Origin of the sequence: Oscillibacter ruminantium GH1, from assembly GCF_000307265.1 — a bacterium.
GTDB lineage: Bacteria > Bacillota > Clostridia > Oscillospirales > Oscillospiraceae > Oscillibacter > Oscillibacter ruminantium.
Window position 1 is genome coordinate 435,087 of record NZ_DF158898.1, and the last position, 25,225, is coordinate 460,311.

The 25,225-nt window shown below is 55.3% G+C and carries 22 protein-coding genes and 1 CRISPR repeat array; of the genes, 4 read left to right on the plus strand and 18 right to left on the minus strand.

The genetic code is table 11. The features are described 5' to 3' along the window. Positions 1–27: 27 nt before the first annotated feature. The 5 genes from ON16_RS09755 to ON16_RS09775 form a co-directional block, all read right to left on the minus strand. Complete coding sequence (locus ON16_RS09755) at positions 28–621, minus strand: ribonuclease M5 (RefSeq protein ID WP_040661585.1); 594 nt, start codon at positions 619–621, stop codon at positions 28–30. Beyond that, positions 618–1,673 carry a DNA polymerase III subunit delta gene (gene holA / locus ON16_RS09760; RefSeq protein ID WP_040661588.1) on the minus strand — a complete coding sequence of 352 codons (1,056 nt, stop codon included), beginning with the start codon at positions 1,671–1,673 and terminating at the stop codon, positions 618–620. Before holA ends, ON16_RS09755 begins: the two co-directional genes overlap by 4 nt. A gap of 9 nt (positions 1,674–1,682) precedes the next feature. Continuing rightward, entirely contained in the window at positions 1,683–3,938 is a 2,256-nt protein-coding gene (locus ON16_RS09765) for a DNA internalization-related competence protein ComEC/Rec2 (protein ID WP_040661590.1), read from the minus strand. Next, entirely contained in the window at positions 3,935–4,156 is a 222-nt protein-coding gene (locus tag ON16_RS09770) for a helix-turn-helix domain-containing protein (protein WP_040661592.1), read from the minus strand. The genes ON16_RS09765 and ON16_RS09770 overlap by 4 nt, the downstream gene beginning before the upstream one ends. A gap of 177 nt (positions 4,157–4,333) precedes the next feature. Beyond that, positions 4,334–5,428, minus strand: coding sequence for a DUF3048 domain-containing protein (locus ON16_RS09775; RefSeq protein WP_040661594.1), 1,095 nt, complete (start codon positions 5,426–5,428; stop codon positions 4,334–4,336). 155 nt (positions 5,429–5,583) lie between these two features. Here ON16_RS09775 and ON16_RS09780 point away from each other — a divergent pair, with 155 nt between their 5' ends. Beyond that, a complete protein-coding gene (locus ON16_RS09780) occupies positions 5,584–6,132 on the plus strand; it encodes a DUF4364 family protein (protein ID WP_040661596.1) in 549 nt (182 codons plus the stop codon). A 96-nt stretch (positions 6,133–6,228) separates the two neighbouring features. Here the strand turns inward: ON16_RS09780 and ON16_RS09785 are convergent, their stop codons facing one another. From ON16_RS09785 to ON16_RS09795, 3 genes are all read right to left on the minus strand, one after another. After that, positions 6,229–7,344, minus strand: a complete 1,116-nt coding sequence (locus ON16_RS09785; protein ID WP_040661599.1) for a DHHW family protein — start codon at positions 7,342–7,344, stop codon at positions 6,229–6,231. An 11-nt stretch (positions 7,345–7,355) separates the two neighbouring features. Further along, positions 7,356–8,750: an MBOAT family O-acyltransferase gene (locus tag ON16_RS09790; protein ID WP_040661601.1), complete on the minus strand. Its 1,395-nt coding sequence runs from the start codon at positions 8,748–8,750 to the stop codon at positions 7,356–7,358. A gap of 73 nt (positions 8,751–8,823) precedes the next feature. Beyond that, positions 8,824–9,306, minus strand: coding sequence for a DUF4358 domain-containing protein (locus tag ON16_RS09795; protein ID WP_040661603.1), 483 nt, complete (start codon positions 9,304–9,306; stop codon positions 8,824–8,826). A 332-nt stretch (positions 9,307–9,638) separates the two neighbouring features. Here ON16_RS09795 and ON16_RS09800 point away from each other — a divergent pair, with 332 nt between their 5' ends. Next, positions 9,639–10,664: a threonine aldolase family protein gene (locus ON16_RS09800; RefSeq protein ID WP_040661605.1), complete on the plus strand. Its 1,026-nt coding sequence runs from the start codon at positions 9,639–9,641 to the stop codon at positions 10,662–10,664. 207 nt (positions 10,665–10,871) lie between these two features. Here the strand turns inward: ON16_RS09800 and ON16_RS09805 are convergent, their stop codons facing one another. Both ON16_RS09805 and ON16_RS16005 read right to left on the minus strand, forming a co-directional pair. Next, positions 10,872–11,504, minus strand: a complete 633-nt coding sequence (locus ON16_RS09805) for an HDIG domain-containing metalloprotein (RefSeq protein WP_040661974.1) — start codon at positions 11,502–11,504, stop codon at positions 10,872–10,874. A 46-nt stretch (positions 11,505–11,550) separates the two neighbouring features. Further along, entirely contained in the window at positions 11,551–12,357 is an 807-nt protein-coding gene (locus ON16_RS16005; protein WP_193372954.1) for an alpha-helical endospore appendage domain-containing protein, read from the minus strand. Between the two features lie 139 nt (positions 12,358–12,496). Between ON16_RS16005 and ON16_RS16010 the strand changes: the two genes are divergently transcribed. Then, the gene (locus ON16_RS16010; protein ID WP_193372955.1) at positions 12,497–13,243 is read left to right on the plus strand and encodes an alpha-helical endospore appendage domain-containing protein; all 747 of its coding nucleotides are present in this window, start codon (positions 12,497–12,499) and stop codon (positions 13,241–13,243) included. 46 nt (positions 13,244–13,289) lie between these two features. On the opposite strand, the gene ON16_RS09820 is transcribed toward ON16_RS16010, so the two are convergent. Together ON16_RS09820 and ON16_RS09825 are read right to left on the minus strand one after the other, a co-directional pair. Continuing rightward, a complete protein-coding gene (locus tag ON16_RS09820; RefSeq protein ID WP_040661608.1) occupies positions 13,290–14,573 on the minus strand; it encodes a glycosyltransferase in 1,284 nt (427 codons plus the stop codon). Positions 14,574–14,829: 256 nt separating this feature from the next. Then, the gene (locus ON16_RS09825) at positions 14,830–16,539 is read right to left on the minus strand and encodes a DEAD/DEAH box helicase (protein ID WP_051131665.1); all 1,710 of its coding nucleotides are present in this window, start codon (positions 16,537–16,539) and stop codon (positions 14,830–14,832) included. A gap of 334 nt (positions 16,540–16,873) precedes the next feature. Here ON16_RS09825 and ON16_RS09830 point away from each other — a divergent pair, with 334 nt between their 5' ends. Further along, positions 16,874–17,713 carry a tocopherol cyclase family protein gene (locus ON16_RS09830; RefSeq protein ID WP_040661609.1) on the plus strand — a complete coding sequence of 280 codons (840 nt, stop codon included), beginning with the start codon at positions 16,874–16,876 and terminating at the stop codon, positions 17,711–17,713. A gap of 26 nt (positions 17,714–17,739) precedes the next feature. Then, a CRISPR array of direct repeats spans positions 17,740–19,653; the repeat unit is 33 nt; unit sequence ATTTCAATCCACGCACCCCGTGCGGGGTGCGAC. Between the two features lie 170 nt (positions 19,654–19,823). On the opposite strand, the gene cas2 is transcribed toward ON16_RS09830, so the two are convergent. The 6 genes from cas2 to cas5c are packed head-to-tail and all read right to left on the minus strand — an operon-like array spanning position 19,824 to position 25,221. Beyond that, entirely contained in the window at positions 19,824–20,114 is a 291-nt protein-coding gene (gene cas2, locus ON16_RS09835; RefSeq protein WP_040661612.1) for a CRISPR-associated endonuclease Cas2, read from the minus strand. 10 nt (positions 20,115–20,124) lie between these two features. After that, complete coding sequence (cas1c, locus tag ON16_RS09840; RefSeq protein ID WP_040661615.1) at positions 20,125–21,156, minus strand: type I-C CRISPR-associated endonuclease Cas1c; 1,032 nt, start codon at positions 21,154–21,156, stop codon at positions 20,125–20,127. Next, on the minus strand, positions 21,140–21,817 hold the full coding sequence (cas4, locus tag ON16_RS09845) for a CRISPR-associated protein Cas4 (protein ID WP_040661618.1): 678 nt from the start codon (positions 21,815–21,817) through the stop codon (positions 21,140–21,142). Before cas4 ends, cas1c begins: the two co-directional genes overlap by 17 nt. After that, complete coding sequence (gene cas7c, locus ON16_RS09850; protein ID WP_040661621.1) at positions 21,807–22,664, minus strand: type I-C CRISPR-associated protein Cas7/Csd2; 858 nt, start codon at positions 22,662–22,664, stop codon at positions 21,807–21,809. The genes cas4 and cas7c overlap by 11 nt, the downstream gene beginning before the upstream one ends. Beyond that, a complete protein-coding gene (gene cas8c / locus ON16_RS09855) occupies positions 22,661–24,475 on the minus strand; it encodes a type I-C CRISPR-associated protein Cas8c/Csd1 (RefSeq protein WP_051131666.1) in 1,815 nt (604 codons plus the stop codon). The genes cas7c and cas8c overlap by 4 nt, the downstream gene beginning before the upstream one ends. Then, positions 24,472–25,221: a type I-C CRISPR-associated protein Cas5c gene (gene cas5c / locus ON16_RS09860; protein WP_040661623.1), complete on the minus strand. Its 750-nt coding sequence runs from the start codon at positions 25,219–25,221 to the stop codon at positions 24,472–24,474. Before cas5c ends, cas8c begins: the two co-directional genes overlap by 4 nt. Between the last annotated feature and the right edge of the window lie 4 nt (positions 25,222–25,225).

The window sequence follows — 25,225 nt, forward strand, 5'->3', positions numbered from 1 at the left end:
TCTACATGCAGGTTTCAGATCGCTCTGTCACATTTCTTCGTCCAGCAGCACCAGCAATTCCGCCCTGCCGTACAGCAGGTTCAGCGCATCCATCATGGCAGAGGTGGACAGATGCTCCGGCAGCGCCAGTTTTTTCATCAGCGTCCGGCGCTTTTCCGCGCTGTCTGGTCCGCCGGTAAGCCCCAGCTCGTAAAGGTCGGCCCGGGTCAGCGGTTCCTTGGCGGGTGCAGGGGCATCTTCCCCCTCAAAGGTGGCCCCAGCCCGCTCCAAAGCGGAGAGCAACACCTCCGGGCGCATCCCCTCCACGCCCAGCTTTCCCTCTTTTCCGGCCTTGCGCTTGCGGCGCTCCTTGCCGTAAAAATCCGGGATATAGGCCTGCTTCACCTTGTCCTTGGGCAGTGCCCCCTTGAGATAGTTTCGGATGACAAAGCCCGCCCCGTCGCTGTCCGTCAGGACGATGAGTCCCCGTTCGTCTGCCAGCCGCCGCAAAAGGGACAGCTTTTCCTTGTCGTTGAACACGGCAAAGCCGTCCACAGGGAAAACGGCTGCATCCACCGTCTGGCAGAGGGTGTTTTTGTCGTACCGCCCTTCCACCACGATCACTTCCCGCACCTTTTTCATCGCCGCTGCGCCCCCAAACGCACCAAAAGCAGCTTCAGCTCTCCGGCGCTGTCGATGCCCTTTTCGCTCTTCATCCGCCGATCCAGCACCTGACACTGCTTCACCGCAGCGGCGCACCACGGGGCGGTGGCTTTTTTCGCCGCGGAAAGCAGCATCCGCACAGGATAGTCCGACTTATAGCCCCAAAGGCTCATGAGCCAGTATTTGTCCTTGCCGCTGTCGATGGAAAGACGGGCGGTGTAGATGCGCCGCAGCTGCGCCCCCAGCATTCCTAAAATCAAAATCGGCTCCGTCTGCATTTTCAAAAGGTCGCCTAAAATCCGGGCCGCGCTGTCGTAGTTCCCCGCCAGCACCGCATCGGACAGCTTGAATACCTCCGCCGACAGCACTGGGTCCGCCACCGCGTCGATGTCCTTTTCCGTGACGGTTTTCCCCTTCGTATAGGCTCCAATTTTGGCGATTTCCGGCACCAGACCGGTCATCAGCGGACCGCAGAGGAAAATGAGATACTCCGCCGTCTGCCGGTCAATATCCTTGCCCAAAGCCCGGAACCGCCGGACAATCCACGCCACGAGATCGCTGCTCTCCGCCGCGCGGAACTCCACCGCCGAAACGTGATCCGCCAGTGCCTTACAGAGCTTTTTCATGGTCTTGTTGGGCTTGTATTCCACCGTGTCATAGGAAAAAATAATACAGCAATACTCCGGCACATCTTCCAAAAACGCGATGAGCTTTTCTCTCTGATCCTCGCCCAGTTTAAATAGGTCCAGATCGCTGACAAGGATCAGTGTCCGCTCCGTCATCATCGGCATGGCCTCCGCCATCTCGGAAAGGGCTTGAATTGTCAGATCCTTCCCTTCCAGCCGATGATAGTTGAACTCCTCAAACCCCTTGGGAACCAACTGCTTGCGCAGTTCGCCCAGATAATACTCCCGGAGGTATGCCTCTTCCCCGTAAAAAATATAGACGTTGCCGGGGGTTCCGGCGGCGATATCCGCCTTCAGTTTTTGAAACTCTTTGTTTTCCTTCGGTTTTGCCGCCTGATATGCCATGTTGACCTCTCACTTTACAGAAATATGGACACTGCCCTGTTTGTCCGTCCGATAGACGGTCACGCCGGACCATACCAGCCGCCCCAACGCCTCATCCGTGGGGTGACCATAATGATTGCGGCCCACGCTGACCACGCCCAGCTCCGGTTTCACCGCGTCCAGCAGTGCTTTGCCTGTGGAATATTTGGAGCCATGGTGCCCCACGATCAGCGTCTCGATATCCGGCAGCGAATAAGTGGAAACCAGAACTTCTTCCGTCTTTGCATCCATGTCGCCGGTAATCAGCAGATCAAAGTCTCCCGCGGAGCAGAGCAGGGTCAGTCCGCTGTCATTGTCGTTGTCGCTGCCAAGGGGCGGATAGATCGTCAAAACGCTGTTTCCCAGCGTCCGCGTCTCCTCCTCTGTCACGAATTCCATGGCCGTCCCGTGGCTTTCCGCCGTCTCCGTCACCCAGTCCCGCAGGTCTGCGTCGTCCCAATAATCCGGGGCCAGAAGCGTTTTCACCTTCAGCCGGTCCATCAGTCCCGCCACGCCGGAGACATGGTCGTAATCATAGTGGCTCAATACCAGATAGTCCAGTTCTCCGCACCCCATGCTCAAAAGCTGATCAGCAGCGTCACTGCCCGCGCCCAGCCAGCTGACCGCGCTGCCGCAGTCCATCAGCGCGTACTGCCCGCCGGAGGCCATCGCGGTGCAGCTCCCCTGTCCCACGTCCACCACCACGATATCCAGCGTACCGCTGGAATAGTAGATCCGCCCCAGCTTCACCGTTACCACGAGAGACAGCGCCGAAAGGATCGCGGCAAGCGCGTATTTGCGGCGGGCCTTGGGCTTGCAGAGATAGGCCGCGCCGAACAAAAGATAAAAATACACCAGCCAGTATTTTAAAAATGGGTTCGTGTAATACAGCGCATGATACGGGATTTTTGCCAGCCAGTGAACCACCGTCAGCACGTAGGCAATCAGTCCTCGAGGAATCAGCGCCACAACAGCCGCCAGCGGCATCCAAACAAACCCCAGCAAAACGGAGATCAGCCCCACCGCAAAAATTCCGCTCACCGCCCACAGACACAAAAGGTTGGACAGCGGCGACACCAGCACCAGAAAGCCGAAATAGTGCGCCGTCAGCGGCAGCGTGAACACAAGCGCACCGCAGGTGGCGGAAAAGCTGGTGGAGACTGCCCGAAACGCCCTGCTCCGGTCTTTTTCACCCCGAAGCAGCCCATTCAGTTTTGGCGTGAGCCACAGCATTCCGGCCACCGCCCCAAAGGACAGCTGCAGTCCAATAGACGCGGCGGCAAACGGGTTTTGCAGCAAGATCAAAAGCAGGGCAAAGCCCAGCGCTGTTGGCGAGTCCCCCTCCCGGCGCATCACCGGCGCGATCAGCACCAACAACAGCATTACGCATGCGCGGACCACAGAGGGCCGCGCACCTGTGAGAAGCGCATAGAAAATCAGCACCGGAATCGCAATGCACGTCGCCAGCCTCCGGCGTTTTTTTCCCACCAGAGCCAGCACCAGCAGCAGCAAAAACGAGCAATGAAGGCCCGAGACTGCCATGATATGATAGATGCCCGCCTCGCTGAGGTCCGTCCCGGCGGAATCGCTCAGCAGCGTGCTGTCTCCTGTAAGAATGGCGGTCATAAATCCCGCCGTCTCACCGGGATACAGTTCCAAAATTCCCGTCCGCATAGCCTGCCCCAATCGGGCGGGCCACCATCTGGGCGAGGATGCGCCCGTATCGCTGTACATTGCCTCTCCCCTGCCGTAGGCCAGCAGAAAAACACCCCGGGACGTGAAGGTCGTCACCTCATCGTCCTGAATCTTCGCCGCACTTTTCAAATGGACATCATCCGTGACGGTACATCCCGGAGTCAAGTCCAGCAGCGCCGCATCCCCGTAATACATGAACTGTACGCCTCGCAGATTTGGAAACTCCGCGCGCACGGTGGCCTTTGCGCCGTAGTCCGTGGCCGTGGGATAGGCGCACAAGATCATGCTTACACCCATCTGATCGCTATCCGCCATCTGCTCCGCCGGAGCCTGCACCAGCAGGGTAAACGCCCAGTTATAGCCGATTGCCACGGAAAGGCCCGTGCAGATCAAAATTACCCGAAGCCGCACCGGTTCCCGCAGGAAAAGCGCCAACACACCCAGTCCCAGCGCCGCCCCGGCAGTGAGCAGCATCCAGCTTTCCGCCAACACATACTGCGCCAGAAAAATTCCGGCCGCAAAGGAAAAAGCCCATGTTGCCAGTTTCCTCATTTTTTCGCCGGAGGCGCGGGGTTATTGATCCGGCCCAGCAAATAATCTGTGCTTGTGTTATACAGGTCCGCCAGCTTGACAACCGCCCAGACCGGAATTTCGCGCTCGCCATTCTCATATCGCCGATAGACACTGCGGTGCATGTTGAGGTAATTCGCCACTTGCTGCTGTGTCTGGTCCCGATCTTCTCGTAAATCCCGAATCCTCTTAAACTCCATACCGTATCACCCAAAAAAATGTTACTAAACGGGAACATTATAAAATGGTATTGTGCTCATTCGGAGCCATTCTAACCAACCTTACAACATGTGCCTATCCTTGTCTACTTCTTATTGTACATGGTATTCTCCGATGACGCAAGGAGATCATCCGTGCTGGTGCAGTATGGCCCTGACTCACGATACCGTCACGGAACCCGTTTTGGGACTGAGGATGCAAACATAGCTGTTTCCCCGCCCCAGATTCAACGGAATGCCGCCCTGTGTCGAATAGACAAAGGGACTGTTGCGGTTCGCGCGGCTCCAGCAGATGGGGATGGTTTTCCCGCCGCAGAAATACGTGCCCTTTCCCTCCCCGGTGGTCTTCACGGTCAGGCGGCCGTAGCTGTCGCCGGAGATTACGGAGATAGCGGTTTCCAGCACCAGCAGGTTTGTGACCCCAACCTGCTCTTCGGTGTTTCCGTCCACGTATTCCTTGCCATACTGCCCCACCATGTATTTGCCGGTGGCCGCGTCATAGTCAAAGGTTCCCGTCTTGTACTGGGAAAATTTCACGGAGACATATTCCGCCGTCTCGCCGTTGAGCGGCGTGGCATCCTCCACGAATTTTTGGCTGTATCTATAATTAGATTTATGTTCTGTGCGGAAATGGCCCTCCGACAGATAGTTCAGGATGCTTTCGCCGGAGGTCAGCATACTGTGCTCATAGCCCATGGTCCTGCGCCTCTCCGCATCCCGCCAGAAAATCTTTGCGTCGGACCCGCCGTTGACTCCGTCCATATGATCCACGCCCCATTTGGAGATATCGGAATAGGCCTGCGGACTGCCCCCAGCGTGGACATACAATGCGTCATGCCCCAAAGCCAGCTCGATGTAATAAGGGCGGCTGGAGCGAATGCTTCCCAGCGCTCCCACGTTTTCCCCCTCCAGCGTCTGATACAGGGCCATCATGCGGGTAATCCCCCCCTCGGCGGGGACTTCGTAGATGATATCCGCCAGAGACGTGCCCAGTTGGGGCTGGGCGGCTTTCAAATTGTTCAGCATCACCGCCACAGGCCGCAGCGTTTCATACTCCGGCTCCATGGGGAGTCCCGTCAATGGATTCGTACCGGTGGGAACGTAAGGTTCCGGCTCCGGTTCCTCCACAAATGCGGGCACCACGGCAGAAACTGCCGGGGCCGACGAGGACGCTGCATCCTCCTCTGCCGTACCGCAGGCAGAGAGAGCAGCCAGCATCAACACCGCACACAAAAAGGAGAGGATTTGTTTCATAAACGTGCCGCCTTTCGTTTCCTTTCCCCATATCATCCCACCGCAGGCTCGCTCCGTCAAGTAATTTTACATTTTTCCCCTGTACAAACCGGTAAAATACGGTTATAATTGTATACAATAACAGTAGACTTCCACCGGCGAAAGGAGGCGGTTTCATGGCCGGACACGGTTTTATCAATGACAAGCTGGAAATCAAATTTCTGATTTTATACATCGCCGCGCGGGTGATCGAGCCGGTGCCTTTTGACACCATATTGGAGCTGACGCTGTGTGACGACGCCATCGACTATTTCGACTTTTCCGAATGTCTTGCAGACCTTGTAAAGACAGAACACTTAACACGTTCGGAGGACGATTTATACATCATTACTGAAAAGGGAAAGCGGAACAGCGAGATCTGCGAGTCCAATCTCCCCTTCTCCGTCCGCCAACGGTGCGACAAAAATCTGGCGGACTGCAATCGTCGTCTGCGGCGGAAAAGTCAGGTGCAGGCAACCTCCGCCCAGCGGCCCAACGGGATGTGGACAGTGACTCTCTCCCTTGCGGACGACATGGGAAGCGTCATGGACCTAGAGCTGATGATGGTTCGGGAGGACATGGCCCGGGCGGTGGAAAAGCGCTTTCGCCAAAGTCCCGAGCGTCTGTATGGTCAGATCGTGGACCTGCTCCTTTCTGACGGGCAGGACGAAAAGAGCGAGAAATAAGGAAAGCGCTGAACCTTTCAATCAAAAAAGAGGCTCAGACTGGGCGGCTGCTGCCGCTCAGTCTGAGTCTCTTCATTTATCTCTGTCGAAAGCCTGTCACTGGCTCAGGAACAGCAGATTATTGTCCGTGACGAAATTCTGGACGCTGTAACTCACCACGATGTCGTCGATGCCGTTTTCAGCGGCATACTGCGCCACCGGCAGACGGTAGTACCGCAGGTCCAGCAGATGAACCTCTGCGAAGGTCTGCGCCAGAAACGGCGCCATGGCATCAGCATAGGAATCCCGCACCAGCAAAATCTTCTGATCCGTGGCGGCGTTGGGATTCTCAATGACGCACAGCGGCTGGTTGCCCCCAAGGAAAGAGGAATATTTGTCCTTCTTCTCAAGATACGTCCGGTCGTACAGCGCCGCCGCTTCCGCTTTTCCACTGCGCCAAGAGGTCACCGTCAGTCCCTCCTCCGGGACATAATACTCCATAGTGTCCGGGATCAGCCAGTGAACGCCGGAGGTGGAATAGAGCGTACCGTTAAAGTCTTCCGAGACCGTTTTCTGTGTAAAGGAATCAATCCTTACAGGCGTTATTCCCAAACTGTTGCACAGCGCCGTGTAGCCATAATAGGCTCCGAGGCTCGTCCAATGGTGATCCGTGCGGTAGTAGACGGCCTCCCCAGCGTGCTCCTTGAGCACGGAGAGGTAATCCACACCCGGAAGCCCCGTCTCCGCCAGAGCGTTTTCGATAAACGCGCTCTGATCCGACACAGGCGCACCGGAGGGCAGTTTATCCCGCCAAATTTCAGATGCTGTGGGGATCAGCCCCAGATACACGGGGATACCGGTTTTTTCCGCCAGCGCGGAGACATAGGACAAGTTTTTTTCCGCCAGCGCGCCCGGCTCGTCTCCCCGGTTGATGAGGGTATCCCCGCAGAGATAGACGCCCCGGAACTCCGTCTTGCCCAGCATCTGCTCTACCCGTGCCTTCATGCCCGTCCAGCCGTCCCGGCCGGGAAACTGGTCCGCCAGATAGTCCTCTGTGTCCTCCATGAATGTCCCGTCCGCCACAGCGGCAGCAGTGAACGCCGGAAACTGCTGAAGCGTCCGGTTTTCCGTCTCCGACCGCGCCCGATCCGGCAGGGCCAGATGCAAGGCCATCACGCCGAACAAAAACGCACAGAAAAGGCCTGAGAGGCAGATCGCGTATTTTTTTGTCATGCTCTCACCTCTTAAAACCGAAAATACAGGAACGGATTATAGCTGTTGTCCACGAGATACGCCGTACACACCGTCAGCCCCGCCAGCATCAGCACCGGCGCGGCGATTTGCCGCGCCCGCTCCGACAGCCGTTCCCACAGACGCAGGCCCAACGTGGTGGAAGCCAACGTCAAAATCACCAGCGTCAATCCATAGCTTTTCAAAAGATATCCGTCCCTGGCGCTCCACAGCGCGCCGCCGCCGAAGCATACTCGAAGATACGCCCAGCATCGGCCTAAATCCTCGATTGCAAAAATACCCCAGCCCACGGCGGCTACCAAAAGCGTGTAAAGGTGTTTTACTGCACCAGGCGTACGCACCAGTACATTGCGAAGAATATACTTCTCCAAAATCAGCCATGCAGCAAAGTACAGGCCCCACAGGAGGAAATTCCAGCTGGCTCCGTGCCAGATGCCCGTCAGAGTCCAAACAATCAGGATGTTCCGCAGCGTCTTTACCGTTCCGCCCCGATTACCTCCCAGCGGAATATAAACATATTCCCGGAACCAACTGGTCAGGGACATGTGCCACCGTCGCCAGAACTCCGTGACGGATTTTGAAAGATAGGGGTGATCAAAGTTCTCCGGGAACGTGAAGCCGAAGATATACCCAAGGCCGATGGCCATGTCGGAATACCCAGAGAAATCGAAGTAGATTTGAAAGGAAAAGGCGATCAAACCCAGCCAGCCGCCAAATGCGCTCAGCGTTCCGGCAGATTGGGCGGCAAGCTGGGCCTCCCACAACGCGCCGACAGAATTGGCCAGAAGCACCTTTTTCGCAAGACCCACCGTGAACCGCAGCGCGCCCTTGGCAAAACCCTCCGCCGTGCAGATCCGGTGGTCAAGCTCTGCCGCCACCTGTTTATACTTGACAATCGGCCCAGCGATCAACTGGGGGAACATGGTGACGAACGCCCCAAAGGCCACCACGTTTTTTTGCACCGGCGCATCCTTTCGGTACACGTCAATGGTATAGCTCATCGTCTGGAAGGTGAAAAATGAAATGCCGATGGGCAGGTGGACATTCAGATCCGGCAATGCCACGCCGGGAATCAGGGAGAGATTTGCGGCGATAAAATTGTAATACTTGAAAAATCCCAGCAGGAGTAAATTGAAAATCACAGACTGGGCCACAAACCACCGGGCCTTTTTATCGTCGGCCCGGTACTTTTCTACCAGAATGCCGTGGACATAGTCGATGGCGATGGATAAAACCATAATGAGGACATATGCCCGCTCGCCCCAGCCATAAAACAGCAGGCTGACAACCAACAACACCAGATTCCGCCACTTTAATGGCACGACGAAATACAGCGCCAGCGTGACGGTAAGATAGAAAAATAGAAATACAGGACTGCTGAATACCAATACGGCGCCTCCTTTTTATTTAGGGGAAAAAAGGCCGCAGCCCGACGGCCGCGGCCTTTGGACCACCGATTTTTTACGACGCGAACAGCGCGTTATAGGATTCAGTCAGCGTGGCCTGGCTATCCCCGGAGACAAGCAGAGAGGCGTAATTGCCGTTAACTGCAACCTGAGCGCCCTTCCATGCCTCCACAGAATCCGGATACCATGCGCCGCCATCGGCCTGCTCATCCGCCCGCTGCTGAAGGATATCCGCCGCCTTTTGGGCGTCCTCCGGGGATTTGCACTCCAACAGCACCACCTCGTTCACCACGGCGCTCATCATGGGCGCACGGGCAATAAACTGCTCCGTCTCAATGTCTCGCAGGCCGGGATAGTAGGTATCCAGCATGTCGTCGGGCATTTCGGCCATGTAGTTGTCATCCCAGTCGAGCTGGTCCGCCATGGACTCATAATAGGTCGTCAGGTCCACATCCGCACTCTGGCTCTGGGAATTTCCGCATGCGGCAAGGCCCAAGACCAACAGCGCCGCCACGGCAAGAGATAACAGCTTCTTCATAAAATTTCGTTCTCCTTTGATTTCTTCTCGGCCCACAGGGGCCGGGTGGGTTTCAGCCTGTGAGTATGACGCAGAAGAGGCGCAGGAAGTTCCCACTCCATTCAAATTTTCTGCACTTTTTCCAATTTTATGAGTCTGCACCCAAATCTTGCTTTTTTATGTTTTTAGAGGTATGATAGCAGAGAATCACGGAGTTTTCAATGTGGTTTTTGGTGAATTGCCGCAGGAAAACATTCGCTGCGGTTTGACCGAACGGAACCGGGCAAGCCCAATCAAACAGACAAGCGGCTGAAACAGAGTGGTTTGAATGAAACCGAAGAAAGAGGGATTTTATGTACAGCTTCCGCAATGATTACAGCGAGGGTGCGCACCCCACCGTTTTAAAGGCCCTGACCGACACGAATCTGGAACAGACCCGCGTATACGGACTGGACCCCCGCTGTGCCGAGGCGGCGGACCTGATTCGGACGCAGTGCGCCGCGCCGAACGCCGACATTCACTTCCTCGTGGGCGGCACCCAGACGAATCTGGTGGTGATCCACGCACTGCTGCGCTCTTTTGAGGCCGTAATCGCCGCCGACTCCGGCCACGTCAATACCCATGAAACTGGAGCCATCGAGGCTACCGGCCACAAGGTCTGTTCCATTCCCTCCCCCGACGGAAAGCTGACCTGCGCACTTGTGCAGGCCGTTTTAGACCAGCACGACGGCTCAGAGCACATGGTTCATCCCCGACTGGTCTACGTCTCCGACACCACGGAAATCGGCACGGTCTACACAAAGGCGGAGTTGACCTCCCTGCGGGACTTTTGCCGGGAGCGGGGCCTGTACCTCTTTTTAGACGGCGCGCGCCTTGGCTCCGCGCTAACGGCCGAAGGCAATGATCTGACACTGACGGATCTGGCGGCGCTGACGGATGTGTTTACTATCGGCGGCACGAAAAACGGCGCGCTGTTCGGCGAGGCCGTTGTCCTGAACACCGGATGCACCAAAGAGAATTTCCGTGCCTACATGAAACAGCGGGGCGCCATTCTGGCAAAGGGACGGCTGCTGGGCGTTCAATTCTCCGCGCTGATGAAGGACGGACTGTACTTTGAGATGGCCCGCCATGCCAACGAAATGGCCGGGCTTTTGCGGGATGGCATCGCGAAGTTGGGGTACGACTTTGCCTCTGACTCCCCCAGCAATCAGATTTTTCCGATCTTCCCGGACGAAGTGGTAAAAAAGCTGGAGACTTTCTGCGAATTTGAATCCAACGGCCCAGCCGGGGAAGGTTCCACCTGCATCCGTCTGGTTACCAGCTGGGCAACGCCCCAAAGCGCGGTGGAGCAGTTTTTGAAGAAGCTGGCGGAGGTATAACCTATTCCACCGCAGTGTAAAAAAGTCCGCATGGCTAGGGTTCCACGTCACTCATAACGCAACCACGAAGCCGCCGTCGCTGTTTTATACAGTGTCGGCGGCTTTGTGCGCAGTCTGCGAATTGGACGGCGGAGCCGTGGAGCAGGAAACAGCTTTGTTGGTACGCGCGGCATGATGCCTGCTCATAAATTTTTAAATCAGGCAACCTCACAGGGGCAGTTCTGTTTTTCCGTTTGGATCGCACCGCTGTAAAAAAGACAGAATCTCCCCGCGGACGGAATCGGAGTCCGCGCCGCGTCTTCCAAGCCGGTCGCAGTAACCCAGCAGGGCAATTTCCGCAAGATCGGTCTTTTGCTTCATACCCGAAATGTCTTGAAATGAGAGACGCTTGTTTACATATAGAATCTGCATGTGATAGCGCACAAGCATAGCGGTTTTTTGAGCAAATTCCGTGTCGTCCGTCATTGCAAGGAGAAATTCGCAGGCCATTTTAGCGCCTATTTTATCGTGGTCATAAGCAGTGATTCGTCCCTTGCGAACTCTTGTTGCGGCGGGTTTTCCAATGTCGTGCAGCAAGGCCGCCCACATAAAAGCCCGCGCGTCCGCACTGAATTGCTTGATCTTTGCCGCCTCGTCCACAACAAGCAGCGTGTGTTCCCACACGCTGCCCTCCGGATGATGCACAGGAGACTGCTCCGTTTTCTGCTGTTTCAGCAGATTTTCAAATAAGCGCACATGAGGCCACACTTCATCTGCCAGAACTCTGAGCCGTTTTGACGGCTGTTCGTCGTGGAGAAGGCACTTTTCAGTCGCTTGAAACGCTTCTCTATCAGAAATCATAAGCAGAGTATTTTCCATTTCTACGGTTTTTATGAATGGATTCCTTTTACCGGCAAACTCCTATATGCAGATCTGAGGAAAAGCCATTTGTGTTTATGAAACCGCTGTCGTGATTTACTTGTGGGGTGGCGCATGAAGTGAGCTGCATTTTGAATGCGACTCGGCCGCTATCCGCCGGGCGAATTGTCAGTGCATACGTCGCCTGCCCAACGGTTTCTGCGCATGTTCGGTTGAATTTTCTGAGTTGGCCAACGCCATGCAGGAAAAGCCCGTTTAAGGTGCCGCAGGGGCTCACAGACTCCATTTCAACCTCTGAAGCGTAAAAATACAGTCCTTCACATTCGTCGCCCACCGTGTATCGGATGGCGCGGTTTCGCCTGTCCCCGCACGGTATAAACGCATGAAGGGATGCGCCAAAGCCACAAAACGGATCGCAAGGATTTTCAATGCAGCCTTTGCCTGTTCCCATCAGACAATAACCCCGGCAGCACTTTGTTGTCGTCGAACGCGTACAAGTGGTTGACGTGGTGGTGGTAGTGGTGGTAGTGGTGGTGGTCGTTGTGCAAGGCATCAGTTCGTGAACGTTCTCCAGCTTAAATTGCAGCAGCATCTGAAGCTTAATCATGGTTTTCAGCATATCGTCGGCGCTTTTGTTCACTGCAACAACATCTTCCAGCGGGCATCCACCGCTCTCGCAGCGCTCGAGCACGTACTGTATTTTGTCGTGCTCTGCGTCCATGAGCTTTGACAGACTGATTTCTTCCATGGCGATGGACGTCAGTAAGAGATTTACCGCATCACAAAGATCAATATCAATACAAGGATCAACATCCGGTATCGTCGGAAATGACATGAGCATTCTCCTTTCTCGGAAATGGTATCTGAGACAATTCCGCACTCCATTGTATTTTGGTTCTTTCTCCGGGGTGCATGCACACAGTTTGAACCGTCGAAATATAATGCAAGGGACCCGATTTAGAAAGGAGCGTTCTATGTCTTTTCCAAACATTCCCGACGTGGATGCGTCTATCGATATTTCCATTGAGGATTCTGTGAATCTTCTGCTTGCCTCCGTTGCTTTTGAGGAATTGGGCCTCGCCCATCTCATCAACGCCGAGGCTGAAAAGATCCAGTATGTGCTTGGTACTATCGAGGGGCAGACGCGGCTGGATCCTCCCCCCACGATGGATGATCTGCTGGCAGTCAATCACTCCGTCGACCAGACGCTGCGCGATATCATCAAAAAAGAGATGCTGCTCCAGTTCAAGCTGGAGGATGTGCTGACCATCAGCACTACCACCACGACCACCAGCACCTCGTCCACCAGTTCCTCCACCACGGACGAACCCGTGGAGGCCGGCTCGGCCTGGTCCGTGGGCACCGATTTCGGCACCGGCAACGCCCAGTATACGTCCATCGGTCCCAGGGACCCCAGCAAGACAGTGAATCTCGGTTTGGGGAATGACCATATCGACATCGGTTCCGTCGCGATGGTTCGCAGTGGTAGTAACCTGCTGGTGACCATTTCCACCGACTCTTCGTACACGATGGATCAGGTCCATCTGTATGTGAATAACGTGGTTCCCACCAACAGCGCTCCCGGCCTGTTCCCCTATAAGCACGAGGTCACCGGCCCCGAAAATTATTTCACGTCTTTCACCTTCACGGTGGACGTGAGCGCTTTTGCAGGACAGACGATCTATGTTGCCGCTCACGCGCATGTGTATTCGTTGATTTAAACCCTCACGCATAAGAAACGGGCCGCCCTTTTCGGGCGGCCCATTCTTAGTCTTCCAGCAGCGGCTGCAATTGGTTATACCAGATCCACTTCGGTCCAAACATTTTCCGCGTCAGGGTTTTGGCCCGCAGCACGGAATCCTCCCGCATCCGATCCACGATCTTCTCGGCGTGGTTTTGCAAATATCCAAGCTCCGACGGCTGATAATTTTCCTTTGTATCAAATCCGAAGTTGCGTGCATCCCAGCGCATAAAATATGCGCCCAGCTTTTTCCCGAGTTCTTCCAACGCGGGAACCGCCTCGTTCACGACCAGAAAATTCCCACGGCTGGCCGCCTCAAGCACGGTGAGTCCGAACGACTCCGAATAAGACGGGCAGATGAACAGATTCGACAAAGTAAACAATTCCAATACACCGCTGCGCGGAAATCCATTCTCATACCCCAGATCACTGGTGAAGACCATGGCCTCATCCTCCAGACCGCACACCTGCCCCGTGGCCCGGATGACGCGCTTATAGTTCTCCGCGTTGGTATCCATACAGGGAAAATCACAGAAGATCACCGTGACTGTCTGCTCTGTGGTTTTCCGAATCGCACCAGCCAGCGCCGCAACTTTTTCAAACTTTTTCGCTGTGGTAAACCGACCGGGATATACAATGAGAATATCCGGCGTCAGCAGATCAACCGTTTTTTGAATCGCCATGGTATCCGCACTCATTGCGGACAGCAGATCCAGACTGTTTGACACCACGCGGCACTTTCCCTCCGGAACGCCGTACTGTTTTGCAAGGGCCGGAATCCCCGACTGGGTGGGATAGGCGTAAACCGTATTCGGCATGGGGGTATAGCGATAAGAAAACGGAGCGGTTGACGCAGGCGGATGATTGACCGGTGCGGAATGGGTAAAGGCGATGAATCGAACATGCGGCAAGGTTTCCTGAGCCTTTCGGATGGCAGCGTTGTGGACCAAATGCCATCCCTGGTAATGAATGTCGTGCATGATGCACACATCCACATCAGCCAACGCCGCCTTGAATCCCTCTGCAATCACCTCGGCCTCGGCAAAAAAGGTGTCATGAAGCTCTCCGTCCGGCAGGGAATAATCATGCCACTCAATCCGCTTGCCGTTCAAGCGATTTGTAATTTTGACCCACTCGATCCGTTTATCCGCAAAGATACCCTGCCGATCCTTGTCCGGGCAGTCCTCACTGACCAAGAGCTTTGTAGAGATTCCGGCGTCCAGCAGCATTTTCAAATGCTCGGCGACCACGTTGACCAGAGAATATGTAGCGCTGAGTCCATTAAACATCGTAAGAATCGCGACCCTCATCTGCACCCCTCCAAATTACCAGCAAAAATTGCACTTAGTCTAGTCTATGCGCTTAGGCTGGTGAGGTGTTATAAAAAAGTCTGAATGAGCGCTGCATCCTTGCCGTTGCCTTCAATTTATTAAAACCGGCCTTGGCAAATTCATGCCAAGGCCGGTTTTTTTCCTGTCCATCTTGAACGATCTGGTCCTCTCCAAATCGGCTACAAGATCGCTGGATTCATCATGCGGTGTTGTCTGCCGAAGCAATGGGCTTCAATCAATGCCTGTGGCCGGAGGGCTTTCCCCGTTTCGGGCCATTCCGGTCCTTTCGTTTCCCACCGTGATAGGGCACGGCAGCGCCGCGGGCCCCGGGCTTTGACATTTTGCGGGCAGTCCGCTCTGCTGCGGGCATTGGCATGGCAATAACCGGTTTTCCGCAGATTTTGCAGCCCCGCATGGCGGCAATCACATCGTCCACCGCCTCTGCCGGGACAGTGACGGACGAAAAGGACTCGGAAATCTGAATCTTACCGAGGTCATGGGAGCTGAGCCCCGCCCGCTCTGTGACAGCGCCCACAATGTGGCGCTCGCTCACGCGGTTGGCAGAACCGATATTAAACACGACCCCCGCCATCGCGCGGTGCTCCCGCACCGCCACCTTTTTCACATTTCCTGTCAGATCTTTCAGCTTTTCCGTGCTGCTCACGGCGCGCATTCCCAGCAGCGCGGCGGCAATCCGCTCCGGTGCGTAGCCCTTTTGCATCAGCTGCTCGATCATTTCCGTGTGGAATGGCGCGGGTTCAGCCTGCATAGCGTTTTCAATGGACTGAATTGTGCGCTGTTGATTGGCATTTTCGATATCCGCCACGGTTGGAATATCAATCTGTGTAATTTCAGATTTTGTGCGTTGGGCAAGCCGCTGCAGCTGAATCGCCTGCATCCGGCCACAGCACAAGGTCAGCGCCGTACCGGTTCGGCCCGCGCGTCCGGTTCGGCCGATGCGGTGGACATAGGAATCGGATTCCTTGGGAATGTCAAAGTTCACCACGTAATCAATATCGCTCACGTCAATGCCCCGGGCAGCCACATCCGTGGCCACCAAAATGGACACGCGTCCCTTGCGAAACCCATTCATCACCGTGGTGCGCTGAAGCTGCTTCATGTCGCCGTGCAGGCCCTCCACAGAAAAGCCCGCTGCGCTGAGACGCTCGGCCAGTTCATCCACCATGGTTTTGGTATTTGAAAAAATGATCGCCCTGAGGGGACGGTAGTAGTGAAGAAGCAGCAAAAGAGCTTCGGCTTTCTGCTTGGGCGGAACGTCCACATAGACTTGCTTGATCGCATCCAGCGTGACCTGATCGTGATTCACGTCGATGCGGACAGGCTCGTGCTGAAACTGCTCCGCGATGGTCAGGATTTCTCTCGGCAGCGTTGCGGAAAAAAGGACGATCTGCCGCTGTTCCGGTACGTCCTGCAGGATCACCTCGATATCCTCCCGGAAACCCATGTTCAGCATTTCGTCCGCCTCGTCCAAAATCACCAGCTTCAGCCCGGACAGGTCCAGCGTACCCCGCCGCAGATGATCCATGATCCGGCCCGGCGTTCCGATGACGAGATTAGCGGAGCGCAGATTGCGGAACTGATCCCGGTAATCGGAGCCGCCGCAGATGTCGGCGGAACGAACATAGCGCAGGTGTTTCGCCAGTTTGCGAATTTCTTCACCGCACTGGTGGGCCAGCTCCCGGGTGGGCGAGAGCACCAAAACCTGTACGCCTTCGGTTTCCGCGTCCACGCACTCCACCGCGGGAATGCCAAACGCCACGGTCTTTCCCGTGCCGGTCTGTGAGCGGGCCAGTACGTCTGCGCCGGTGCGGATTACCGGGATGGCCTCCGCCTGAATGCTTGTTGTTTCGGTGAAGCCCATTTCAGTCACCGCGGTCAAAAGTTCGGGGGATAGGGAAAGCTGGTCAAATGTGGTAGTTGTCATGAAGGTCCTCGTTTCATAAAAATCGTTTATCAGCAATGCGGAGGCGTATGGTTGCCGTCCGCTCTGTTTAATCTGTCGTCTGAAAAAAGTATTTTACTTTAACGCAAATAAAAACCACCAAAAATCACAATTTTTGGTGGCTCATAGATCAGCTGTTCTCACAGCGATTCTTTATTTTCCATGCAAAAAAGTACGTTTTTTTATTATAGCAGGAGAAATCGGGTTTGTAAAGCAATATTTCTGTTCTCAGCCGATTTTTAGCAAGAATTTTTTCTCTGACGCACTCATTATTTTCCCAGAAATCGCCAATACTATCCGTCGAGGAGGCGGGCTGATGGATTATTTACGGCGGACGAAGGGGTTTGAGGGCTGGTATTTCAAGCATCAAAAGGGCGAGGACGTAATCGCGTTCATTCCGGGCGTCGCAAAAAGCGGCGCGTTTATCCAAGTGATTTCTCAAAGCGGGTCCCGGCAATTCGACGTGCCTGAGCTGTCTGTGGAGCGCGGCGTTATCCGGGCGGGAAACTGTCTGTTTTCAAAGCAGGGCTGTCAAATTGACCTACCCGGAATTTATGGAGAAATCCGCTATGGGCCGCTGACTCCCCTGCGTTCAGATATCATGGGGCCGTTTCAATACCTTCCCATGCAGTGTCGGCACGGTGTCATCAGTATGGCGCACACACTGGCAGGAGACATCTCCATGGACAATCATCTGCACAGCTTTGACGGTGGTCGTGGCTATCTCGAAACCGATAAAGGAACGTCGTTTCCCCGTTCCTATCAGTGGCTGCAATGCAACGACTTCCCTGCCACCTGCTCTTTGATGGTTTCCATCGCCCACATTCCGCTGTGCGGCACAAGTTTCACCGGCTGCATTTGCGCAATCATCCACGAAGGACATGAATATCGTCTGGCCACTTATCGCGGTGTTCAAATCCTTGCATCCCGAGAAAATTATATTAAACTTTCACAGGGAAAACTCTTACTCGAAATCGAAATAAAGCCCGCTCACAGCGGCCACCCCCTTCGCTCGCCGATACAAGGCAGAATGTCCGGTATTATTCGAGAGAGCAGCAATGCCTGCATTCGTGTTCGTCTGTGGGATCAAAAAGAGCCGATTTTTGATCTGCAAAGCCATCACGCCATGTATGAGTTTGTACCGGAACAGGCTTGAATGCAGTGCTTTCTCCATAATACCAAATTTCAATCCACGCACCCCGTGCGGGGTGCGACTGTCTCCCGCCGCAAATTGATCTCGTGGCTCATGATTTCAATCCACGCACCCCGTGCGGGGTGCGACCATTGTCAGCGGTCTGGCGGCTACCGGCATTAATATTTCAATCCACGCACCCCGTGCGGGGTGCGACCGCTCAAAAAGGCGCTCACGCTCATCGCCAGATATTTCAATCCACGCACCCCGTGCGGGGTGCGACATTTGGCGCCGCACGGTTCTTCTGCCTCCCGGTAATTTCAATCCACGCACCCCGTGCGGGGTGCGACTGGAACAGATCTGAATGACGTTGTTGATCCAAATATTTCAATCCACGCACCCCGTGCGGGGTGCGACTTTCCGCAAACTGTTTGCGCTGACACCATTGCGGCGATTTCAATCCACGCACCCCGTGCGGGGTGCGACTGTAACGTTACAGAAACGTAACGTAACGCAGACAATTTCAATCCACGCACCCCGTGCGGGGTGCGACGTCTGTCCGCAGTTTACGGCGCTGTGGTGCGCTGTATTTCAATCCACGCACCCCGTGCGGGGTGCGACCAGTCAGTTTGAAACATCGCGTTGTGGTCGAGTGTGAATTTCAATCCACGCACCCCGTGCGGGGTGCGACGGGCGGCGAGAGGCCGCGATACTTTTTGAAATAAATTTCAATCCACGCACCCCGTGCGGGGTGCGACTGCCGCAACGGTCAACGCTATTTCCGGGTTAATGATTTCAATCCACGCACCCCGTGCGGGGTGCGACGGCGGGCACCGCGGGCGCCCTGCAGGAAATCATAATTTCAATCCACGCACCCCGTGCGGGGTGCGACATGTACAAGTGCAATACTCCCATCACTGCAGGGATTTCAATCCACGCACCCCGTGCGGGGTGCGACGTCCAGCAGGGCTGCTTTGCCGTCACCTACGACATTTCAATCCACGCACCCCGTGCGGGGTGCGACATTATACGATGCAGACCTAAAGATTCATCGTGAGATTTCAATCCACGCACCCCGTGCGGGGTGCGACACTGCCGTGACGTCATTTTGTCTGGCTGTTGACCATTTCAATCCACGCACCCCGTGCGGGGTGCGACTCCGCGTGGAATTTCTTTGCCAACCACCTAGGAGATTTCAATCCACGCACCCCGTGCGGGGTGCGACTTTTTTGGAGGTACATTATGAACACACCCGACATATTTCAATCCACGCACCCCGTGCGGGGTGCGACCACGCAGGCGCTTTCCAACGGATACCTGTGCATTATTTCAATCCACGCACCCCGTGCGGGGTGCGACCAATACGTCCACCAGCAACGACAGCAACGGCGGCATTTCAATCCACGCACCCCGTGCGGGGTGCGACAAATTGACACGCTGGTGGACGGTGTGACCTACGTATTTCAATCCACGCACCCCGTGCGGGGTGCGACTAGCTCGTCCTGCGCAATGGCGTTTGCGAAAAAATTTCAATCCACGCACCCCGTGCGGGGTGCGACTGGGTAGCGGAGAAAACCGGAACGCAGTAAGAAAGATTTCAATCCACGCACCCCGTGCGGGGTGCGACGTGTGGTGGGTGGGACTGGAGGTGGATACGGATTATTTCAATCCACGCACCCCGTGCGGGGTGCGACAGCAGCATTAACAAATTCCTTGAATGGATGAAATATTTCAATCCACGCACCCCGTGCGGGGTGCGACCGTGATCGACGATGCAACATATCTGATGGCTAATATTTCAATCCACGCACCCCGTGCGGGGTGCGACCCTGACTATGCGCCACCGGAGATTGAAGACATTGAGATTTCAATCCACGCACCCCGTGCGGGGTGCGACTGGGGGCAAAATACCCGGTGCATTGATAACCCCAATTTCAATCCACGCACCCCGTGCGGGGTGCGACAGCAAAATTAGATAAAACTCCGTCTGGATTTTATCCAATTTGCACAGCGCTATTATTTTAATTCATTAAATTTGGGTAAAAACGAAAAAATGGGCTTGTTAAGTTTTCAGAATCACCGAAAAATGCAGTGCGAAAGAAGCCATGTTTTTCTGTGTGCTGGCGGTTCGCAATCAAACGATCAGCGGGCCTTCGGGAGCATAGGAGCCATCTTTTCCAAAGTGTTCGATTTTGGTTTCGTATTGCTTTCCAAGGTAATAAAAACGCAGGCTGTCTCGTTGGGTATCCATGATTTCACAAAGCTTTGCCTGCAAAAGTCGACACTGGCCCGCGTCAAGCAGGCACTCAAAAACGGAATTTTGGACGCGCTGCCCGTAGTTGACGCACTGTTTTGCAATTTGCCGCAGACGGCGGCGACCAGCGGCGTCTTCCGTGTTTACGTCGTAGGTAATCACAACCAACACTGTGCATCCCTCACTTCCATAAAAACGGCGGATAAGCATCCAGATCACCGCGCAGATATCGACTTAGTAAGAGCGCCTGAACATATGGAATTAGTCCCCATGGTATTTTCTCGTTTAAGTAAGGGTGAGTAATCTCCTCTTGTTTTTTCTTTTGCCAGTTTTTCAGAATCTTTCTTCGTCCGTCGTCTGTCAGCAAAACAGCACCGCTTTCGCGCATGTCAAAATCATTGGGTGAAATTTGCCGCAAATTGATCTGTGTCAGCACAAACCGGTCTGCCATGCAGGGACGCAGCTCCTCCATCAAATCAAGCGCCAGCGAGGTGCGTCCGGGACGATCACGGTGGAGATACCCAACATAGGAATCCAGCCCCACTACTTCCAGCGCAGAGGCACAGTCGTGCGCCAGCAAACTGTATATGAAAGACAGCAACGCGTTAACACGGTCAAGGGGCGGACGGCGGCTGCGTTCGCGGAAAAAGAAGTGCTCCTTTTCGTGGAGAATCAGCTCATCAAACACGCTGAAATAGGCCGCCGCTCCTACCCCCTCCAATCCGCGCAGGGAGTCTATGGAGGTTTCCTCCGCTACGGCGGGCAGCAACGCCTTGATCCGGGTCGATGCATCCCGGAGTGCGCTTTCGTCCAGACGCAGCTTGTGATCCCGCAGTGAGCGCTCGATGCTCCAGCGCGTGTTATACAGCTTGCCAAAAATAAAGCCCCGCGCAGCTCGGCAGCTTTGTGCCGGATCGTCTGCAATGCGGTACTGCGTCCGCCGCAGCAGCACATTGCCGTTGCTCTCTCCGCAAGCGCGAGCAAGGAATCTCCCTCGCGGTGAGCAGAAAGACAGGGCAATATTCCGATCAGCACAGGCTCCCATCAGCGCAGGAGATGCCCCGGCATAGCAGAATGCGATGATTCCAGTCAGCGTATGTAGTGGAAAACGGGCAACTATTTGCTTTTCCCGGTTCACAACGACATTTTCCCCATCAAGCGAAAGATATGCGTCCTCAGACGTGACAAAGAGGGTATTAAGGAGTTGTTTCATCGGCGGCCTCCTCCCAATGCTCCCGAATATACGCAGATGCCGACTGGGTTCGCAGTAACTTGGGCAGGCACAGCTCTTTCAGCGAACAGGCGTTGCATCCCTTGGTTGGTTTCACTTTGGGTGTGCTGCCTCTGCGGACAAGGTCGTGCATTTCCGCAAGAGCAGCCGTTACCCGCTGACGCAGTTCCTCTGTAAAGGCGATTGGGACGCGGCGGCGCAGTTCGCCGTAATACAGCGCACCCTCTGGAATTTCACAGCACAGCATGGATTCCAGACACATGGCCTGTCCACACAGTTGGAGCGTATCGCCGCTTTGCGCGTTGGGCTTGCCGCGTTTATATTCCACCGGATACGGAAGCCAAAGCCCCTCCTTTTGAGACAGGAAAACGCCATTTGGATCTTTGTGAAATTCCAACACATCGCATTCGCCGGACACGCCCAGTTCTGCTGAAAAAACGTGCATTCCGCGGGTAATAAAGCAGTCTCCCCGGCTATCTCGAAAGTCTTTGTCGTGGGCGTGTTCGTGCATCAGCGCACCATCAATCGTGCGAAAATTCTCCGCCCACTGCTGCTCGATATGGATCAGCGCCCAACGCCTTCGGCAGAAATGAAAGTGCTGTAAGCCGGAGAGTTGTAGAAAATCCTCCTCGTTATAGGCCATCGACGATTTCGCAGGACAGGCCGGGCAGTTCCTCCAGTGTCACATTGTAATCGTCCACACAAGCGGGCGCGTCTACCCCTTCCTTGGGGGTAACATGCAGACTGCGATGTACCTTGGCGGAGGAATACTGACCGATTGGGCAGTCGTGTTCCCACCAGTACAGTTTGACGACCTCCATAGACCCCTCGGGACGGGCGGCGGACGCGTCGTTTTCAAACAGCGTACGCAGGCACTCTTTTATCAACACGGCGTCCTCGTCGGTAAAACCGGTTTTCTGCGCAAGCTGCACGTTGATCGAGCCCTTGATGCGGTACAATCCGAAACGCACCATATGCTTGGAGCCCATGGTGTCGGAGGAGCGCTTGTCAGCATCCCCCGCCTCGTTCTTTGCCGGTTCGCCGTTGACGCTTTTGGTAATTTGCATGGAATTGATCTCCACCGGGGAAACGCTGACCGCTTGATGAACCGTAACCGGTCCGCGCACACCCACGGAAACACTGCCGGACTTGAACGCAAACACCTGACCAAAGGAGCGGACGTCCGTCCAGATTTCGCAGGCCTTTTGGGCGTATTCCTCCCGATCCTTGGTCTTGGGCAGAGTTTTGGAGGCGCGTTCGCTCAGGCTCTTAAAACCGTCGTCACTGCGCTCGTCGGACTGGACGAAGATGTTCGCGCCCAGATCCTGCATCCGGTTGCGCAGCTTGCGCTTGATACAGACATCAGAAATCTCACCAAAACCCTGATAATCAGTGCGGGGACGGTTCCCGTTCAGGGGATCGCCATTGCAGTTTGCCATGCTCACAGACACCAACGCGGTAAAGTCAATCTTGTGATTCAAAACGCTCATTCTTCATTTCCTCCATTCGTTGTATCAGATACAGTGACGGTTTCTTTCCTGATGTAAAACGCTTCGCGCTGGTGGCTGTATCCGAACAGATAGGTGTCGTCCAGCCGCTTGTTCAATTCCCGGTCTTTGGCGTCCATTTTGTTTATGATGTCATCGGTAATGCGGCGGTAATATGCCCGCAGGCCGGGATTCAGGCGGGCATAATAGGAGATCAGCTTTTCCGAAAGAACGCGCCATCCGTAGACCGGACGCTGCGAAAAGACGGATTGCAGCCGGATCGCGTTAGGCTCCCGGCCCTCCTGCTTGTCGTAGGTGCAGCGCTCCACCTGCTCGGCCACCGCCAGCAGGCGGCCGTAAAGATAGCTGCGGTCGCAGTTGTTTTCATCCAGTGCCAAGGTCCATTCCTCCTTTGAAAATTTGTCATTTCTGTCTTTTCGAATAATTGCACAGGCAATTGAGAGAACGATATCCCGGTTTGCGGGGCTGTATGCCTGCGGCTGGCTGGCGCGGATTGCAAGCGCTTGCACCATGTCGGCAGGAATGCTTGCCCGGTCGATCACACACGATAGCAAACGCTGCACCTGATCGCGGATCAGCCTGTCATCCGCATCAAGGCGACCATCGCGTTCAACACCAAAGGCGCTCAGTGCAATCATGCGCAGTGCTGGCGACCACTCCTGTCCGTACCGCATCCAGACGCAGGTTTGATACCAGTGCTCCAACCGGTCAAGAAAGTCGCTGGAGCGCAGCTCATTATAATAGGTGACGGACAGCCGTCCGGTAGTGGCGGCGTCCAGCGCGGCAATTACCACAGTCTCCTGCGGTGGGATGGCTTTTTTATAACCGCTGAGGGAGGAAAGCAATTCCCGTCGGAAATTAGGCAAATCCGCCTTCTGCTCACTGCTTGGCCCATAGCCGAGAAAATTCAGAGAAGGCAGGTCGTCGCATTGGGGCGTCCACCAGAAAAAGGTTCTCCCGCCAAAATCCACGCCATGATTCGCGGCCAGCCAGCGCAGGGCGGCGTGGGCCCGCTGGGTCGCGGTATATCCCACATTCGCTGCCTGAGCTGCTTCGGTAAAGCGTCCACGATAGGTGAAGCCGCTGGAGTCGTTGGCAGAGATTAGCTTGGCGCTGTTGCTCTTGGTCAGAACACCCTTGGGATGAAACAGAGCCGGAATGTCCATCTCACCGGACACAAGACAGCGATCGCAGGGCGCATCGCGCCGCAAATTCTCATAAAACCGAATAAACGAATCGAACAGCGACGCATCCTCCCAGCAGGCGGAGGGCGACTCGTGCGCCGTCAGTACCCGCCAGCGCACAAGGCATTTGGCATACTCGATCCCCTCGATCTTGCCATCCGTGGGCGCTCCATCCGCGTCCAGCTGGAGGATGTTCCACGCGGCAAGGTCGGACAGGATCGTGCCGCCCTGTATGTACTGCAAAATCGCCCGCACCTTGGGGTGAGAGCAGTCCGACTCCGCCCATGCGGTCAGCTGGCGGAGGTAGGCGGCGTATTTCTCGCCGCCAAAGGGCGCGAGATACCGCAGCTGGTCGGACAGCGGATGGGCGACGCTGTTGTCACCGGTGCGGTTCAAAGAGAGCTCCGTCACCGGAATGATCGTCTCCCCCTCTGCCTTGGCAAGTGCGCGGGCATTGACAAATGCGCCGTTTTCATCCAGTGAGAGTTCAATGCGGGCATTTTGAAAGGCGTGGGAAATTGGGGAGAGCGTCTGCTGGCCCGCCACCGATACGCCCACCAGCATTTGCTGACTGTTATAGGTTTCCAGCGCGGCTTGCAGCAGGCTCATGTTGCTCCCTCCTCTTGCGTACATTCCGCATCAGAAAATTCGCGCAGGCCGGTAAAGTTCCGGTGCTCCTCTCCGAAGGGCTTGACCTCCATTTCGCGGACAACGCGCTGAATGGGGCAGTCCACCGGCGGCAGGAATTCGATCACGCCCTTTCGCATCACCGGATGCCAATAGCGGGTGGTCATGTGCCCCTGCGTTTCGGGGGAATAGGCCTCGTCGGCATAAGTCATACCGTGGTACATCAGGCCGAAGGCCAGCTCCGGCGTACTGTCATAGGCTCCCGGGCCTTCTCCAAACACGCATGGCTCCACATATGCCTGACATTCCCGTGTGCCGAGAAAAACGTCCCGGCGGCCGCCGCGGGCAATCATGCGGCAGGCGATATTGTGGTGCTTGTTCTCGTTTTGGTCGACTGCCAACTCCGGCCGGTTCTCGTTCCAGATAAAGTGCGCCCGCACCTGATACCGGCAGTTTTTCAGATAGGTGTAAAAGGACAGGTCGTTACCGCCAGCGTATTTGATGGGGCGAACGCCTTTGACCTCAGTCTGAATCGGGTTCATCACGCGCACTGCGTCAATCACCCAGATCAGCGTCGGCTTCCAGTACACCGAGGAAAGCACGCCTTTCAGCGCTTCATAGGTGGGAATTTGCAGCGTACACTTTTCACCGCCCAGATGCATGACCGGGTCGGTGAACAAAGCGTAATCACCGTACACTTCAAATTCCACGGTATTTCTGTAATTCACATTG

Bases quoted from the DNA above. Each gene is read 5' to 3' on its own strand.
- cas7c (WP_040661621.1), bottom strand. From the start codon at position 22,664: ATGAGCGTTTTGAATCACAAGATTGACTTTACCGCGTTGGTGTCTGTG.
- ON16_RS09820 (WP_040661608.1), bottom strand. From the start codon at position 14,573: ATGAGGGTCGCGATTCTTACGATGTTTAATGGACTCAGCGCTACATAT.
- ON16_RS09800 (WP_040661605.1), top strand. From the start codon at position 9,639: ATGTACAGCTTCCGCAATGATTACAGCGAGGGTGCGCACCCCACCGTT.
- ON16_RS09785 (WP_040661599.1), bottom strand. From the start codon at position 7,344: ATGACAAAAAAATACGCGATCTGCCTCTCAGGCCTTTTCTGTGCGTTT.
- ON16_RS09775 (WP_040661594.1), bottom strand. From the start codon at position 5,428: ATGAAACAAATCCTCTCCTTTTTGTGTGCGGTGTTGATGCTGGCTGCT.
- ON16_RS09755 (WP_040661585.1), bottom strand. From the start codon at position 621: ATGAAAAAGGTGCGGGAAGTGATCGTGGTGGAAGGGCGGTACGACAAA.
- ON16_RS09795 (WP_040661603.1), bottom strand. From the start codon at position 9,306: ATGAAGAAGCTGTTATCTCTTGCCGTGGCGGCGCTGTTGGTCTTGGGC.
- cas4 (WP_040661618.1), bottom strand. From the start codon at position 21,817: ATGGCCTATAACGAGGAGGATTTTCTACAACTCTCCGGCTTACAGCAC.
- ON16_RS09830 (WP_040661609.1), top strand. From the start codon at position 16,874: ATGGATTATTTACGGCGGACGAAGGGGTTTGAGGGCTGGTATTTCAAG.
- cas1c (WP_040661615.1), bottom strand. From the start codon at position 21,156: ATGAAACAACTCCTTAATACCCTCTTTGTCACGTCTGAGGACGCATAT.
- cas8c (WP_051131666.1), bottom strand. From the start codon at position 24,475: ATGAGCCTGCTGCAAGCCGCGCTGGAAACCTATAACAGTCAGCAAATG.
- ON16_RS09765 (WP_040661590.1), bottom strand. From the start codon at position 3,938: ATGAGGAAACTGGCAACATGGGCTTTTTCCTTTGCGGCCGGAATTTTT.
- ON16_RS16005 (WP_193372954.1), bottom strand. From the start codon at position 12,357: ATGTCATTTCCGACGATACCGGATGTTGATCCTTGTATTGATATTGAT.
- holA (WP_040661588.1), bottom strand. From the start codon at position 1,673: ATGGCATATCAGGCGGCAAAACCGAAGGAAAACAAAGAGTTTCAAAAA.
- ON16_RS09825 (WP_051131665.1), bottom strand. From the start codon at position 16,539: ATGACAACTACCACATTTGACCAGCTTTCCCTATCCCCCGAACTTTTG.
- ON16_RS09780 (WP_040661596.1), top strand. From the start codon at position 5,584: ATGGCCGGACACGGTTTTATCAATGACAAGCTGGAAATCAAATTTCTG.
- ON16_RS09805 (WP_040661974.1), bottom strand. From the start codon at position 11,504: ATGATTTCTGATAGAGAAGCGTTTCAAGCGACTGAAAAGTGCCTTCTC.
- ON16_RS16010 (WP_193372955.1), top strand. From the start codon at position 12,497: ATGTCTTTTCCAAACATTCCCGACGTGGATGCGTCTATCGATATTTCC.
- ON16_RS09770 (WP_040661592.1), bottom strand. From the start codon at position 4,156: ATGGAGTTTAAGAGGATTCGGGATTTACGAGAAGATCGGGACCAGACA.